Source organism: Paenibacillus oceani (genome assembly GCF_014705615.1).
In the GTDB taxonomy this organism is placed as follows: Bacteria; Bacillota; Bacilli; order Paenibacillales; family NBRC-103111; genus Paenibacillus_AB; species Paenibacillus_AB oceani.
The window spans coordinates 21,151-35,719 of the sequence record NZ_JACXJA010000021.1 but is presented as its reverse complement, the minus strand read 5'-3'; the positions used below and the strand labels follow the sequence as shown (position 1 = coordinate 35,719).

Below are 14,569 nucleotides of genomic sequence, written 5' to 3'. Positions count from 1 at the left end.
CTACTCTTCCTCCCTCTTGGCCAGGATGATCGCGCCGATGAACGCGACGGTAAGCAGAATCGACATTAGCTCGAACGGGATGACTTGCTCGGTGAACAGCCGCTTCCCGATCTCAAGCGTATTGTCTTCCGGCGTCGCGAGTTCCCCTTTCGGGAACGACACATTTTGAAAGGCATAGAACAGGATACCGAATAGTCCGGCAATTCCGATCCACAGCCCGATATGATGCCAGCGGCGTTTATCCTCCGGCTCTTCGCCCTTATGGCGGGTCATCACGATACCGAAGATCATCAGGATCGAGATGCCGCCCGCATAGACGAGAACTTGCGCCATTGCCAGAAATTCCGCTTCCAGCAGCACATAGAGACCGGCGAGACTTAAGAAAGTGACGGCTGCCGAGACGACCATCGAGACGACCTTCGTGAAGCTGATCATAAAGATCGCGCCGCCGATGGCGAGCAGAGCGAACACGAAAAACATCACGTTGGCACCGCTCGAGAAAAAGTCTGCAATGTTACCCAGCATCTTTTTTGGCTCCTCCCTTAGGTGCCGCCGAATTGTTTTCTTTCCGCACGTTCGTGTTGTTCTGGTGCAGCCAGTCCATGTTTTTGTACAAATCGTCGCGGCTGTAGGTGCTAAGCTCAAAATTGTTCGTCATGACGATCGCTTCGGTCGGACAAACCTCGGTACAGAGGTCGCACAGGATGCAGATTTCAAAGTTGATATCGTACGTATCGATAACCAGCTTCATTTTGCTTTCTGGATCAGGGTTCTTTTTGCCGGTCAGCGTGATGCATTCCGTTGGGCATACCCGCGCGCACTGATTGCATACGATGCATTTCTCCGGGTCGAAGTGCTGGATGCCGCGGAAGCGGTCCGGCAGCTCCAAAGGCACGTCGGGGTAGGCATAGGTGACCTTCTTCTGCATCATCGTCTTGAATGTAAGCCCGAGCCCTTTGACTATCCCTTTCATAGGTCGTTCCCCCTCAATCACGTGCGACAGACCGGAGTCGGTTCCGGTCTCTCGTACTGTTCGGTAATGTTAACGCAAGATCTCCTTCACGATCGCCGTAATAAAGATGTTGGCGAGCGCAAGCGGCAGCAGCACTTTCCAGCCGATCCCCATCAGCTGATCGATACGGACGCGCGGCAGCGTGGCCCGCAGCCAGAACATGAAGAAGACGCAGAACGACATTTTAATTAAAAACCACAGAATTCCAGGCACAAAGTCCAGGAACGGGAACGGCGCATGCCATCCTCCCAGAAACAATACCGTCGTAAGCGCTGCGATTGCAAACGTATAGACGTACTCCGCCAGCATGAAGAAAGCGAAACGGAATCCGCTGTATTCAACGTGGTAGCCGGCCACTAGCTCGGACTCCGCCTCCGGAAGGTCGAACGGCGTACGATTGAGCTCGGAGATGGCTGCCACAATAAATACGGCGAACCCGATAATTTGCGGAAGGAAGTTCCATTCCCAGAACCAGTTGCCCTGCGCCTCGACGATCTTGCGCATATTCAGGCTTCCGGTCATAAGGATAACGCCTACCATGGACATGACAAGCGGAATTTCATAACTGATCATCTGCGCTGCGGAACGCATGCCGCCGAGCAGCGAGTATTTATTGTTGGACGCCCAGCCCCCAAGCACGATCCCGATCGTGGAAATACTAGACAAGGCGGCGTAATACAGCAGCCCTACATTCAGATCGGCAAACTGCCAAGTTTTCGTGAACGGAAAGGTAGCGAGCACGGCAAAGGCCGGGACGAACGTAATCGCCGGCGCAAGGATAAATAGCTCGCGATCCGCTTTTTTCGGAATTGTATCTTCCTTAAGAAGCAACTTCAGAACGTCTGCGACTGTCTGAAGAAGACCAAGCGGTCCGGTCCGGGTCGGTCCGTGCCGCATCTGCATCCAGCCGATCACTTTCCGCTCGAAATAAATCGCGTACGTGACATAACCGAGTATGAGAAGCAGGAATAACACCGCAACAGCGAACATAATGCCGAAGTTCGCCCAAGTCAGTTGTTCGGCTAACAAACTGAGCATCAGCCATCCACCTCCCCGAGGACGATGTCGATTCCGCCCAAGATCATGATCATATTGGCCATCGGCTGGCCAACAAGCAGCTGCGGCAATATTTGCAGATTAACGAACGACGGACGGCGGAATTTCAGCCGGTACGGCTTATCTTTTCCCTTAGATACGATGTGGCAGCCGATCTCTCCGCGCGGCGATTCGATCCGGACGTAAGCTTCGCCCTCCGGGGGGCGGATCACCCGCGGCACTTTTCCCATCGTCTCGCCGCCGGCTGGGAACTGCTCAAGCGCCTGTTCCAGTATCCGCAGCGATTGGCGGATCTCCTCCAGCCGGACCAGGTAACGGTCGTAGCAATCTCCGTTCTGGCCTACCGGAACGTCGAAGTCGAAGCGGTCGTAGATGCTGTAGGGCTGGTCTTTCCGCAAATCCCACTTCACCCCGGTACAGCGCAGGTTCGCTCCGCTCAGCCCCAGATTGATCGCTTCCTCGGCCGAATATTTGCCGACTCCTTTAATCCGTGCCAGGAAAATTTCGTTTCCGCTGACCAGGTTGTCATAGACTTTCAGTTGCCCGTGCATATACGCCACGAACGCTCGCACTTTCTCGATCCACCCTGGAGGAGCATCCCACTTCACTCCGCCCACCCGCATATAGTTGTAAGTGAGCCGGGCTCCGCACAGCTCGGTGAACAGGTCGACAATCGTCTCCCGGTCCTTAAAGGCAAACAGAAACGGGCTGAGCGCGCCAATATCCAGCAGGTACGTGCCCCACCATACCAGATGGCTCGCAACCCGCTGCAATTCCATGACGATAAGGCGCAAATATTGCGCCCTCTCCGGTATTTCCAGCTGCATCATCGTCTCTACGGCGTGACAGAGCACATAATTGTTGGTCATCGCAGATACGTAATCCATCCGGTCGGTATAAGGAATAATTTGCGTGTAGGTCAAATCTTCCGCAAGCTTCTCCGTTCCCCTGTGCAAATATCCAATTACAGGCGTAGCCTCCGTGATCACTTCTCCGTCCAGTTTGACGATAACGCGAAATACGCCGTGAGTGCTCGGATGCTGAGGGCCTACGTTCAGTAGCAGTTCTTCGGTCCGAATCAAAGGTCACACCTCCGGATCAATCGGTTCATAATCTTTGCGAAGCGGATGGCCGACCCAATCGTCCGGCATCATGATCCGCCGCAAGTCTGGATGACCCGGAAAATCGATGCCGAGCAAATCGTACACTTCCCTCTCGTTCCAGTTGGCCGTTGCCCATACGGGAGTCACGGACGGAATCGATGGGGTGTCCCGGTTCGTTTTTACTTTAAAGCAATAGCCTTGCTTGCTGGAGATGGACAAGACGTAGTATACCGTCTCCAGATGGGTCTCGTAGTCGACCCCGCTCAAATTGCTCAAATAGGTCAATTGCAATTCTTCGTTCGTCTTCACAAAGTCGGCTACGGCAACCCAGTGATCGGGATGAATGGTCAGCGTCGGCAGATGGCGGTCTCTTTCATTAATAACCCCTTCCACCACCGCTTGATCCGATACGTTTTCCTTGATCAGCTGAACGATCCGGTCGAGCAGCGGCTGCTTCGGAGACGGTTCTTTGGGACCGTCCTCGGCTCCGCCGTCACCGCCTGCGGCTCTCTGGGCACGGGCTGCGGCGCGGGCCGCTCTTGCCTCAGCCTTCGCCTTCGCTTCCTCATCGCCTCCAGTTTCTGCAGCCGGAGCGGGCGTACCCTCTCCTCCCTCGGCTCTCTGGGCGCGGGCTGCGGCGCGGGCCGCTCTTGCCTCCGCGGCAGCTTTTGCCTTCGCTTCCTTCTCTTCGTCGGTCAGCTCCGCAGCCGCCGGGGCGCTTTCTCCGCCCTCAGATCTCTGTGCGCGGGCTGCAGCACGGGCTGCTCTTGCTTCTGCGGCAGCTTTTGCCTTCGCTTCTTTTTCCTCATCCGTCGGTTCAACAGCATTTGCAGCGGTACCGACTGCATCATCAGCCTGTTCGGGTGCAGCGCTTTCTTTAGGAGGCGAAGCCGAATGATCGGCAGCAGGACTATCAGCCGCAGGATTGTTTGCGCTTTCTACCTTTTTGTCGTTGCTGTTGTTTTCTTCGCTCACGAGTTGGTCACCCTCTTCCCGGTTTTCGCCTCATAGCGAATCTTCTCTTGAAGCTTATTGATCCCGTAAATGAGAGCAGCCGGGTTCGGCGGGCATCCAGGAATATAAATATCAACAGGGACGATCTGGTCGACTCCTTTAACGACAGCATACGATTTAATATACGGTCCGCCGGCAGTGGCGCACGACCCCATCGCAATAACCCACTTCGGCTCCGGCATTTGATCATACAGACGTCGAAGTAGCGGCGCCATCTTCTTCGTCACCGTTCCGGCAACGATCATAACGTCAGACTGCCGGGGGGACGTCCGGAATATAACGCCGAAACGGTCCAGGTCATAATGCGCTCCGCCGGTACCCATCATCTCGATGGCGCAGCATGCGAGACCGAACGTTAACGGCCACAACGAACTGCTGCGCGCCCATGCCTTCACTTGGTCGAGCGTAGTCGTGAATACGTTGCGCTCGAACTCGCTCCGCTCTTCGGGCGAGATTTTCTCTAAATTGAGCTCCATTGCAGCACCTTCTTTTTCCAGGCGTAAATTAGCCCTACTACGAGCAGGGAGACAAAAATGAGCATCTCAACCAGCGCGAACAATCCCAAAAAGTCATACGCGACAGCCCAAGGATATAAAAACACCGTTTCGACGTCAAAGATAACGAACATCAAAGCAAACAAATAGTAACGGATATTAAACCGGACATGGCTTTCTCCGACCGGATCGTTACCGCTTTCATAAGTCGTTTGCTTTTCTGCCGTCGGCTTGTTCGGGCGCAGCAACCGGCCGAGCGTCAAAGCTGCGATCGGCAGTATAATCCCGAGCCCAATAAAGATGGCAACTAGCACGTAATTGTTACTGTAAAGCGCCATTTCATCGCCTCCCCGCCTCATGGCGTATTATGAATTTTCTGATGAAGCCAGAAATTTTTTCTAATAAACACCCACACAATTATAACAAAAAGGTGTAACGGCGTCTATGAAGGAAGGGCCTTCCGGATGCGCCGCTCCAGTAGCAAAGATCATCGCGACATCCCCTCGGCCAAGCCACCTCTCGTAATGGTAACAAATGCTCGGAGCCTCGTCTATGCCAATAATCCGTCTCTAAACAATTTTCACTCTAAATCGCACGAATCAGGCTAGTACAAAGGAAGAGCTAGTCCAGCAGCCCGAAACGGGTTGCCGATCGGCATAACTATTGCCCGCTCATCCTATAAGCTCCGGCATTTAATCCAAAGCCTGGCTAAGTTAAATCTACGCAATTAGCCAGCCAACTATGCAATGGGTCGCAGCAAATCCCAACATTTGTAATTATACCATTCAAACGAATATCTATGCACACAAAAAAAGCAAAGGAATCAGTTCCTCTGCTCATATATGCATTACTTTCTTGTCGAAGTATCGATCCGGTTCATCGCACGCTGTAAAGCAAGCTCGGCGCGACGGAAATCGATCTCGTCCTTCCTTGCTTCGGCGAGGCGTTTCTCCGCACGTTCTTTGGCGGCGCGAGCACGATCGACATCGATGCTTGCAGGCATTTCGGCCGATTCCGCCAAAATGACCACTTTATCTTTGCGCACCTCCATAAAACCGCCATTAACTGCAATGTACTCGGTTTTATTGCCTATTTTCACGGCAACTGGTGCAATTTTTAGCGGGGATACCAATGGAATATGGTTCGGGAGAATTCCGAGCTCCCCGTTTACGCCTTTTACAACGATCATATTAACATCCTGAGCGTATACTTTCCGCTCGGGCGTCACGACTTCCAATAGAAAAGTACTCACGCAAATTCCTCCTGAGAGCTTTCGATACCGAAAGCTTCATCATGTGCCAAAGCTGATGCTCCCCGTGACGAAATTGAATAATCTCATCGAAGCATCAGCATGGCACGGTCATCCGGCTTCCTTACATCGATTTTGCTTTTTCGATCGCTTCTTCGATGGTGCCGACGAACAGGAACGCCGCTTCCGGAAGGTCGTCATGCTTGCCTTCCAAAATTTCTTTGAAGCTGCGTACCGTGTCTTTAACCGGAACGTACTGCCCCGGGAACCCGTTAAACTGCTCGGCGACGTGGAACGCTTGGGACAAGAAACGCTGGATTTTACGGGCGCGAAGTACGATAACTTTATCTTCATCGGACAATTCGTCCATCCCGAGAATCGCAATAATATCTTGAAGCTCTTTTTGACGCTGCAGAATCCGCTTTACGCCTTGAGCTACATTGTAATGTTCTTCGCCTACAACTTCCGGAGACAAAATCCGCGAGCTGGATGCCAGCGGGTCAACCGCAGGGTAAATCCCCATCTCGGAAATTTTACGCTCCAGGTTTGTCGTAGCGTCCAAGTGAGCAAACGTTGTTGCCGGAGCCGGGTCGGTATAATCGTCCGCCGGAACGTAGATTGCTTGGATCGAAGTAACGGAACCTTTTTTCGTAGAAGTAATCCTCTCTTGCAGCTGACCCATCTCGGTAGCGAGCGTCGGCTGGTAACCTACCGCGGAAGGCATACGGCCGAGAAGAGCGGAAACCTCGGAGCCTGCTTGTGTAAAGCGGAAAATGTTGTCGACGAACAAAAGAACGTCTTTTCCTTCGTTGTCACGGAAATATTCCGCCATCGTCAACCCAGCCAAAGCAACGCGCAGACGCGCTCCTGGCGGTTCGTTCATTTGTCCGAATACCATCGCTGTCTTGGAGATAACGCCGGAGTCTTTCATCTCATGGTACAAGTCATTACCTTCGCGAGTTCTTTCCCCTACACCTGCGAATACAGAAATACCGCCGTGCTCTTGCGCGATGTTATTGATCAATTCCTGGATCAATACCGTTTTACCAACACCCGCGCCGCCGAACAAACCGATTTTACCGCCCTTCGCGTAAGGAGCGAGAAGGTCAACGACTTTAATACCTGTTTCAAGAACTTCAGCTTGTACCGAAAGCTCTTCGAATGCAGGAGCTTGACGGTGAATCGGATCTCTTTGTCCGGCTTCCACATCGCCTGCATTGTCGATCGGTTCGCCCAAAACGTTAAATACCCGGCCAAGTGTTGCGTTTCCGACTGGAACGCTGATCGGCTTGCCGAGGTCAACCGCTTCCGTGCCGCGGACCAATCCGTCCGTGGAGGACATCGCTACGCAACGCGCAACGTTGTCGCCCAAGTGAACCGCGACTTCAACAGTCAGGTTGATTTCAGGCTCGTTGGAGTTTTGCGGTTTCGTTTGAATCTTGACCGCATTCAAAATTTCAGGAAGGTTGCCTTTATCGAACTCGATGTCGACGACAGGTCCCATTACCTGCAAAACGCGTCCTTTATTCATATTTTTCCCTCCTAAGGAGTTTTCCGTAGGAAAACTCACATCGTAAGCAACGGCTTAGTTTTCCATAAAGAAAACGGTACATCACAAGCAACAGCCTGATTTTCTGCAGGAAAACTTCATATCGTTTCGGAACTGCCTGGGCTGCCAACTGGAAACCTCAGATTGTCGTATGCGGCATGAGCTTAACTGCAGAAAAACGACTTGTTATCAAGCATCCGAGATTCTCATCGGAGAAGCCCGATTTGTAAGCGAAATAGTTTCCCTTTCAGGAACTATCAAATCTTGTGGAAATTATTAGCCCTGCGCGTTCGCTCCGGCGACGATTTCGGATATTTCCTGGGTAATCGAAGCTTGGCGAGCACGGTTATACATAAGCGTATAGCGGGCGATCATTTCTGTGGCGTTGCGTGTAGCATTGCCCATTGCAGTCATTTTCGCTCCGAATTCGCTTGCTTTCGATTCCAGCAGCGCGCTGAAAACAAGCGTTTCTGCATACTTCGGAAGCAATATGTTAAGCACTTCCTCTTGTGAAGGCTCATACTCATAATCTGCTGCCTGACCGCCTTCGCCCATATCCAAAGGCAGGATCCGGTTCAAGACCGGCTCTTGAGTAATGGCGTTGTGGAATTTGTTGTAGACGAGATGCAGCTCATCGTACTTTCCATCCACAAAGTTGCTTACTGCAAGCGATGCGAGCTCCTTGATATCAGCGAACTTCGGCGCATCCGAAATACCGGTAACTTCTCCGATGACCGGAATGCCTCTTTTCTTCAAGAAATCGCGGCCTTTACGTCCTACTACAAATACAACGTATTCGTCCTTGGAGCTATGGTTTTCACGAATCGTGAGCATCAATTTACGAAGCAGGTTCGCATTGTAGCCACCCGCCAAACCGCGGTCTGAGGTAATGACCAAATAGCCGGTTTTGCGGATAGGACGGGATACGAGAATCGGATTGGTGCTTCCCTTCGTTCCCGCTGCGATGCTGGTTACGACTTCCTTGATCTTCTCCGCATAAGGACGGGCCGCCTCGGCCGCCTCTTGGGATCTTCTCAGCTTGGAAGCTGCGACCATCTCCATCGCCTTCGTGATCTGCTTCGTGTTTTGCGTACTCTTGATTTGACGTTTAATTTCGCGCATTCCTTTTGCCATGCTTTCACCACCTTAGAGCTTTTGCGGAGCAAAAGCTAACTTCGTAAGCATAACCTTAGAGCTTTCCGAAGGAAAGCTAACTTCGTAAGCATAACCTGAGCTTTTGCGGAGCAAAAGCTTAACTTCCCAAGCATCTCCGTACGTTCGGCAGATGCCTTTATTGAATACGATCTAGCGGCCGCTAGGCCGCTCTACCGTTGTGTTAGTCATTAAGCCGACACCGAGAATCCTTTTTTGAACTTCTCGATCGCTTCGACAAGCTGCTTGTCGTTATCAGCCGTCAAGTCTTTCGTGTCGCGGATGCTTGCATAGATTTGCGGATAGTTTGCATCCACATATGCGAGGAATTCGCGGTCGAAACGAAGGACGTCTTGCACCGGGATATCGTCGAGGAAACCTCTTACCGCTGTATAAATCGAGACAACTTGCTTCTCGACTGGAAGCGGCTGGTTAACGCCCTGCTTCAAAATCTCAAGCGTGCGCTGACCGCGGTTCAGACGAGCCAATGTGCTCTTATCCAAGTCCGAGCCGAACTGAGAGAACGCAGCCAACTCGCGGTATTGGGCAAGGTCAAGCTTCAAAGACGATGCGACTTTTTTCATCGCTTTGATTTGTGCGGATCCGCCTACACGGGAAACGGAGATACCGACGTTGATAGCCGGACGTTGTCCCGAGTTGAACAAGTCGGACTCCAGGAAGATCTGTCCGTCGGTAATCGAAATTACGTTCGTCGGAATGTATGCGGAAACGTCGCTCGCTTGAGTCTCGATGAAAGGCAATGCAGTCAAGGAACCGCCGCCCAGCTCGTCGCTCAGCTTCGCTGCGCGCTCCAGCAAACGGGAGTGCAAGTAGAAAACGTCGCCCGGATATGCTTCCCGGCCCGGAGGACGGCGGAGCAAGAGGGACAATTCGCGGTAAGCAGCTGCTTGCTTCGTCAAGTCATCATAAATGATGAGTGCGTGCTTACCTTTAAACATAAAGTATTCGCCCATTGCAGCACCTGCATATGGAGCCAGGAACAAGAGCGGCGAAGGCTCGGAAGCACCTGCGGTTACGACGATCGTGTAATCGAGAGCGCCATTGCGGCGAAGTGTTTCCACAACGTTTGCAACAGTGGATTGCTTCTGGCCGATTGCGACGTAGATACACAACACGCCGTTGCCTTTTTGGTTAATGATCGTGTCGATCGCGATCGACGTTTTACCGGTTTGACGGTCGCCGATGATCAACTCGCGCTGACCGCGGCCGATCGGAACCATTGCATCGATAGCTTTAATACCAGTTTGCATCGGCTCATGAACCGATTTACGGTCGATAACGCCTGGAGCTTGCGATTCAACAGGACGGAACTCAGTCGTGTCGATCGGGCCTTTGCCGTCTACCGGCAGTCCGAGCGGGTTAACGACGCGGCCGAGAAGAGCTTCCCCTACCGGTACCTGCATGATACGGCCAGTCCGTTTTACTTGATCGCCTTCACGAATGTCGGTGTAAGGACCCATGATAACGATACCGACGTTGTCTTCCTCGAGGTTAAGAGCCATCCCCATGACGCCGTTGGAGAATTCCAGAAGCTCACCGGCCATAACGTTTTGCAGACCATGTGCACGGGCGATACCGTCCCCGATCTGAATAACTGTACCGACATCGTACACTTGGATATCCGATTTATATTGCTCGATTTGCTGCTTAAGCAGCGTGCTGATTTCTTCAGGTCTGATACTCAACGAACTTCACCCCTAACTTTGGCATTTAAGCTTGATTCAGCGTTTTTTCCATCCGCTGCAGTTTGCCGGACAAGCTGCCGTCGTACAACCGGTCGCCGATGCGGACTTGAAGTCCTCCCAGCAGACTAGGCTCTACAATGTTCTCCACGCGGATCTTCTTGCCAACTACTTGGCCGAATGCCGCTGCAATCTTGTCGGATTCTTCCGCCGACAGCGGAAGAGGTGTGTATACTTTCGCTTGGGCTTGACCCAACGCGTCATTCGCAATAAGGGAATACTGAACGGCGAGATCGCGGATAATCGCTTCTCTTCCCCGCTGCATAAGCAACTGAAGTGTGTTCATCAACTCTTCGGACACTTTGCCTTCGAACACTTGCTTGAGCATGGATGTTTTAACGGAAGCGCCGATATTCGGATGTTCCAAAAGCTTCACATATTCGGGATTGTCGGCCAAAGCATTGCTGACCGCCTGAAGCTCCTGCTCCACTTCAGCGACTTTCCCCCGCTCCCGGGCCAGTTCGAATAGCGCTTTGGCGTACCGCTTCGCTACGACTGTCTCCTTGCTCATACTTTATTGCCCCCTACCTCTTTCAGGTAATGGTTAATCAGATCTTGCTGCGACTTCTCATCGACCTGCTTCTCCACGATTTTGGAAGCAATCAATACGGACAGAGCGCTAACTTGACTGCGCAGAGCGACAATGGCTTTGTTCTTCTCTGCTTCGATATCTTTCAGCGCGTCCTGCTTCAGACGTTCGGAATCCTCTTTTGCTCTTGCAATCAAGTTGTCCGCTTCTTTCGTGCTGGAGATTCTCGCTTGCTCTATTATATCGTAAGCTTCTTTTTTGGCTTGTTGAATGGCTTCCTTCTGCTCGGCGAGAAGTTTTTCACTTTCTGCACGATTTTTTTCGGCGGTGCTGATCTGGTCTTGCACCATTTTCGCGCGTGTTTCCATAATGCCAAACAGCGGGCCGAAAGCGTATTTATTCAAAAGGAAATACAAAATGACAAACGCAATCGCCGCTATTACCAGGGACTCCCAATGTACTGACACGTTCTCGTCACTCCCTTCTAAGAGCTGTTACCGTATATGCAAACAAGTTTCATTACAAAACGAAGGCGTGGATGGCTTAGGCCTTCCCCGCCAAACGGTAGCTATCTTATTAAGCGGATGCCATGATCAAGAACGCGATAACGACGCCGATCAAAGGAACAACCTCTACGATACCTACACCGATAAACATTGTTGTTTGCAGCGGGCCACGAAGCTCCGGCTGACGAGCGATACCTTCTACCGTCTTACTTACGATCATACCGTTACCAATACCTGCGCCAAGTGCGCCCAAACCTACCGCTATTGCAGCTGCTAAGAATGCCATTTGAAAAATCCTCCTCAGAATTTGAAATTGTATAGTTTATTTATATAATCTCAGGCTGCCGAAACTCTGTGCTCCAAAAGCCGAGTTTATTCGGATTTAGTGCTCTTCGTGTACAGCAGCTTGTGCGATGTATACCATCGTCAAAATCGTAAACAAGAAAGCCTGGATAGCTCCGATGAACACACTGAATCCTTGCCACACGACCAACAGCGGAATTCCATAAAAGCCTGCTTTAATGATCGTAGATATTAAGATTTCCCCTGCGAAAATATTGGCGAACAAACGCATCCCCAGTGTCGCAGGTTTTGCAATTGTTTCAATAATATTAAGCGGCAAGAAAAACCAGTACGGGTGAAAATAATGTTTCAGGTAATGCTTGCGGTTGCGTGTCAAACCCAAGTAGTGAACAATGACAAACACAACGAGAGCTAGTCCGAATGTAACACCCAGGTCGGCTGTAGGTGATTTCCACCAAAGCAACCCTACGTGCGGATGCTCTTCTCCTTCAGCCTTCAACTCCTCAAAAACAGCTGAATTCGCCGTCGCAATCGCTTCCACCGGCTTGTCATGCTCCGTAATCACGGCAAATGGCAGACCTAGAATGTTCCCTACAAAAATGAAAATAATCAGGGTCATCCCGAGTGATACGAAAGCTTTGCCATACTTCATCGGCATCGTGCTGGCAATGGTGTTGCGGATAAATTCAACGGCCCATTCCATAAAGTTTTGCAGGCCCGAAGGACTTTCCACCGACAGCTTCCTAACAGACAGCCGCGCTATAACGAATACGATCAAAGACGTTACTGCTAGCATAATAACGACTGAAAGATCGAGTCTAAAGCCTCCGATATCGATAATCGGTGATTCATGCATCTTTAGGTTTCACCCCCTTCAACCGATAGAATCGTGCTATTTTTTCCTTTTAAAACTTGAAAAGATACCAACGAATGCGGCTATAAACTGAGCGGTAAACAACCCGCCTACGGTCGCATAAACATTCGTTCCTTCCAACTGATGAGCAAGCATCACTACCAGAATAGCCATGGCTGCTCTAGTCATAAAACCGAGATTAAACCGCTTACCTGTCTGGCTAGTTATTAGTATGGTCATTTGTTTGATCTTCATTCCCAAATAATACGTATTGATCAGACTGACGACCAAACCAAGAGCAAACCCAGCTGCATAAGACCGATAATCGACCATACTCGCCCACAAGAGTAAAGTTGCGGACATTAAAAGAAGCGATACTCTCATTACCATTCTTAGGTGGGCATTCAAATCATCCATCTGTTTCCTCCGTCAGTTTCTTAATGAAGTAGACGATGTTGACGACTCCCACGACTAACCCTGTCAGTGCACCCACAGCGCTCCAAATCGGCCCTCCGCCCAGCCATTCTGACAGCCACTTTCCAAGAAAGTACCCGATAACTACACAAATGGCTACATTCATTCCGGCGACGCCAAACCAGCCTAATAAACGCCAAGGGCTATCATTGTTGTTCGGATTCCTCATTTGAAACACCTTACAATCCTCATTTATTTTAGCGAAGTAAATTGAGGTTTGTCAATCAATATAAAATCAAACATTGTGTGAACGGGAAACGCATCAACCCTTGTGCTTCAACGGTTCCCGGATTCGGAGAACCATACAGTGTACAGTTGTGCTGTACGGTTCTCCCTGTTTATCTCGACATTATATGCGAAATGGCTCAGGAGCTTGTTCGCGCTTGCCAAAATGATGCAAAATAGCGTCGACGATCCGCTCGGAAGCGCGTCCGTCTCCATAAGGGTTCGCCGCTTTGCTCATTTGCTCGTAAGCCGCCTTGTCGCTTAGCAGCGTTTTGGCGCGCTCGTAGATGAGCTGCTCGTCCGTTCCTACGAGCTCCAGCACCCCGGACTCGACTCCTTCCGGACGTTCGGTCGTATCCCGCAGCACGAGCGCCGGGATTCCGAAGGAAGGCGCTTCCTCTTGAATGCCGCCCGAATCCGTAAGAATGAAATGCGTATGCGGATAAAAGTTATACAGATCGGTCACATCCAGCGGATCGATCAGCTTGATCCGCTCGTGCCCGCCGAGAAGCTCGTGCGCAGGTCCCTTAACGGCAGGATTCGGATGCACCGGATACACGATGGCGATATCGTCAAATTCGTCGGCGATCCGCCTGATCGCCCGGAATACCCGTCTATGCGGTTCGCCAAGCGATTCGCTGCGGTGAGCGGTTACAAGTACGAGACGGCGTCCCTTCGCCCAATCGAGCACCGGATGGGTGTACCCTTCCTTCACAAGATGCGACATCACGTCGGTTATCGTATTGCCCGTCACGTAGATGGACGATTCCGACTTGTTTTCTTTACGCAAGTTGTCGGCAGACCAGTCCGTCGGAGCAAAGTGCAAGTCCGCCAATACGCCTGTAAGCTGGCGGCTCATCTCTTCCGGATACGGGGACATTTTATTCCACGTGCGCAGACCGGCCTCGACGTGTCCGATCGAGATCTTCTGCATAAACGAGGCATAGCTCGCCAGGAACGTCGTCCCGGTATCGCCGTGCACCAGCACGATATCCGGCTTCGCTTCCTTCAGGACCGGCTCCAGTCCTTGGAGGACGCGAATCGCAACTTCGTTGAGCGTCTGTCTTTCCTTCATCACGTTCAAGTCGTAATCCGGCTTAATTCCGAAAATCTCCATAACCGAATCAAGCATCTCCCGATGCTGGGCGGTTACACACACCAAAGATTCGATCTGCTCGGTACGCTTGTTCAGCTCCAGTATAAGCGGCGCCATCTTAATCGCTTCCGGCCGTGTGCCGAAAATCGTCATTACCCGAATGCGGCTCATGCTTCGTTTCCCCTTTTTCC

General features: G+C 51.5%; 18 protein-coding genes. All 18 read right to left on the bottom strand.

Annotated elements, in window-relative coordinates; all coding sequences use genetic code 11:
• Complete coding sequence (locus tag IDH45_RS16520) at nucleotides 1-525, bottom strand: NADH-quinone oxidoreductase subunit J (protein ID WP_190929231.1); 525 nt, start codon at nucleotides 523-525, stop codon at nucleotides 1-3.
• Nucleotides 515-973, bottom strand: coding sequence for an NADH-quinone oxidoreductase subunit NuoI (gene nuoI / locus IDH45_RS16515; protein ID WP_190929230.1), 459 nt, complete (start codon nucleotides 971-973; stop codon nucleotides 515-517). Before nuoI ends, IDH45_RS16520 begins: the two co-directional genes overlap by 11 nt.
• A 69-nt stretch (nucleotides 974-1,042) precedes the next feature.
• A complete protein-coding gene (gene nuoH / locus IDH45_RS16510) occupies nucleotides 1,043-2,050 on the bottom strand; it encodes an NADH-quinone oxidoreductase subunit NuoH (RefSeq protein ID WP_317891223.1) in 1,008 nt (335 codons plus the stop codon).
• Nucleotides 2,050-3,150 carry an NADH-quinone oxidoreductase subunit D gene (locus IDH45_RS16505; RefSeq protein ID WP_190929229.1) on the bottom strand — a complete coding sequence of 367 codons (1,101 nt, stop codon included), beginning with the start codon at nucleotides 3,148-3,150 and terminating at the stop codon, nucleotides 2,050-2,052. The genes nuoH and IDH45_RS16505 overlap by 1 nt, the downstream gene beginning before the upstream one ends.
• A 3-nt stretch (nucleotides 3,151-3,153) precedes the next feature.
• Nucleotides 3,154-4,146, bottom strand: coding sequence for an NADH-quinone oxidoreductase subunit C (locus tag IDH45_RS34995; RefSeq protein ID WP_190929228.1), 993 nt, complete (start codon nucleotides 4,144-4,146; stop codon nucleotides 3,154-3,156).
• The gene (locus tag IDH45_RS16495; RefSeq protein ID WP_190929227.1) at nucleotides 4,143-4,661 is read right to left on the bottom strand and encodes a NuoB/complex I 20 kDa subunit family protein; all 519 of its coding nucleotides are present in this window, start codon (nucleotides 4,659-4,661) and stop codon (nucleotides 4,143-4,145) included. Before IDH45_RS16495 ends, IDH45_RS34995 begins: the two co-directional genes overlap by 4 nt.
• A complete protein-coding gene (locus IDH45_RS16490) occupies nucleotides 4,646-5,017 on the bottom strand; it encodes an NADH-quinone oxidoreductase subunit A (RefSeq protein WP_190929226.1) in 372 nt (123 codons plus the stop codon). The genes IDH45_RS16495 and IDH45_RS16490 overlap by 16 nt, the downstream gene beginning before the upstream one ends.
• Before the next feature lie 509 nt (nucleotides 5,018-5,526).
• Nucleotides 5,527-5,931 carry a F0F1 ATP synthase subunit epsilon gene (locus tag IDH45_RS16485; RefSeq protein ID WP_190929225.1) on the bottom strand — a complete coding sequence of 135 codons (405 nt, stop codon included), beginning with the start codon at nucleotides 5,929-5,931 and terminating at the stop codon, nucleotides 5,527-5,529.
• A gap of 121 nt (nucleotides 5,932-6,052) precedes the next feature.
• On the bottom strand, nucleotides 6,053-7,459 hold the full coding sequence (gene atpD, locus IDH45_RS16480) for a F0F1 ATP synthase subunit beta (protein WP_190929224.1): 1,407 nt from the start codon (nucleotides 7,457-7,459) through the stop codon (nucleotides 6,053-6,055).
• A 294-nt stretch (nucleotides 7,460-7,753) separates the two neighbouring features.
• Nucleotides 7,754-8,611, bottom strand: a complete 858-nt coding sequence (atpG, locus tag IDH45_RS16475) for an ATP synthase F1 subunit gamma (protein WP_190929223.1) — start codon at nucleotides 8,609-8,611, stop codon at nucleotides 7,754-7,756.
• A gap of 209 nt (nucleotides 8,612-8,820) precedes the next feature.
• Entirely contained in the window at nucleotides 8,821-10,335 is a 1,515-nt protein-coding gene (gene atpA / locus IDH45_RS16470; protein WP_190929222.1) for a F0F1 ATP synthase subunit alpha, read from the bottom strand.
• A gap of 25 nt (nucleotides 10,336-10,360) precedes the next feature.
• A complete protein-coding gene (locus IDH45_RS16465; protein ID WP_190929221.1) occupies nucleotides 10,361-10,903 on the bottom strand; it encodes a F0F1 ATP synthase subunit delta in 543 nt (180 codons plus the stop codon).
• Complete coding sequence (gene atpF, locus IDH45_RS16460; protein WP_190929220.1) at nucleotides 10,900-11,388, bottom strand: F0F1 ATP synthase subunit B; 489 nt, start codon at nucleotides 11,386-11,388, stop codon at nucleotides 10,900-10,902. The genes IDH45_RS16465 and atpF overlap by 4 nt, the downstream gene beginning before the upstream one ends.
• A 109-nt stretch (nucleotides 11,389-11,497) precedes the next feature.
• Entirely contained in the window at nucleotides 11,498-11,713 is a 216-nt protein-coding gene (atpE, locus tag IDH45_RS16455) for a F0F1 ATP synthase subunit C (protein WP_190929219.1), read from the bottom strand.
• Nucleotides 11,714-11,809: 96 nt separating this feature from the next.
• The gene (gene atpB, locus IDH45_RS16450; protein WP_190929218.1) at nucleotides 11,810-12,586 is read right to left on the bottom strand and encodes a F0F1 ATP synthase subunit A; all 777 of its coding nucleotides are present in this window, start codon (nucleotides 12,584-12,586) and stop codon (nucleotides 11,810-11,812) included.
• A 36-nt stretch (nucleotides 12,587-12,622) separates the two neighbouring features.
• Nucleotides 12,623-13,000 (bottom strand): ATP synthase subunit I, encoded by a 378-nt coding sequence (locus IDH45_RS16445; protein WP_190929217.1) that lies wholly within the window; start codon nucleotides 12,998-13,000, stop codon nucleotides 12,623-12,625.
• On the bottom strand, nucleotides 12,993-13,226 hold the full coding sequence (locus IDH45_RS35285) for an AtpZ/AtpI family protein (protein WP_397327080.1): 234 nt from the start codon (nucleotides 13,224-13,226) through the stop codon (nucleotides 12,993-12,995). The genes IDH45_RS16445 and IDH45_RS35285 overlap by 8 nt, the downstream gene beginning before the upstream one ends.
• 180 nt (nucleotides 13,227-13,406) lie before the next feature.
• Complete coding sequence (gene wecB / locus IDH45_RS16435) at nucleotides 13,407-14,549, bottom strand: non-hydrolyzing UDP-N-acetylglucosamine 2-epimerase (protein WP_190929215.1); 1,143 nt, start codon at nucleotides 14,547-14,549, stop codon at nucleotides 13,407-13,409.
• Nucleotides 14,550-14,569 lie beyond the last annotated feature (20 nt).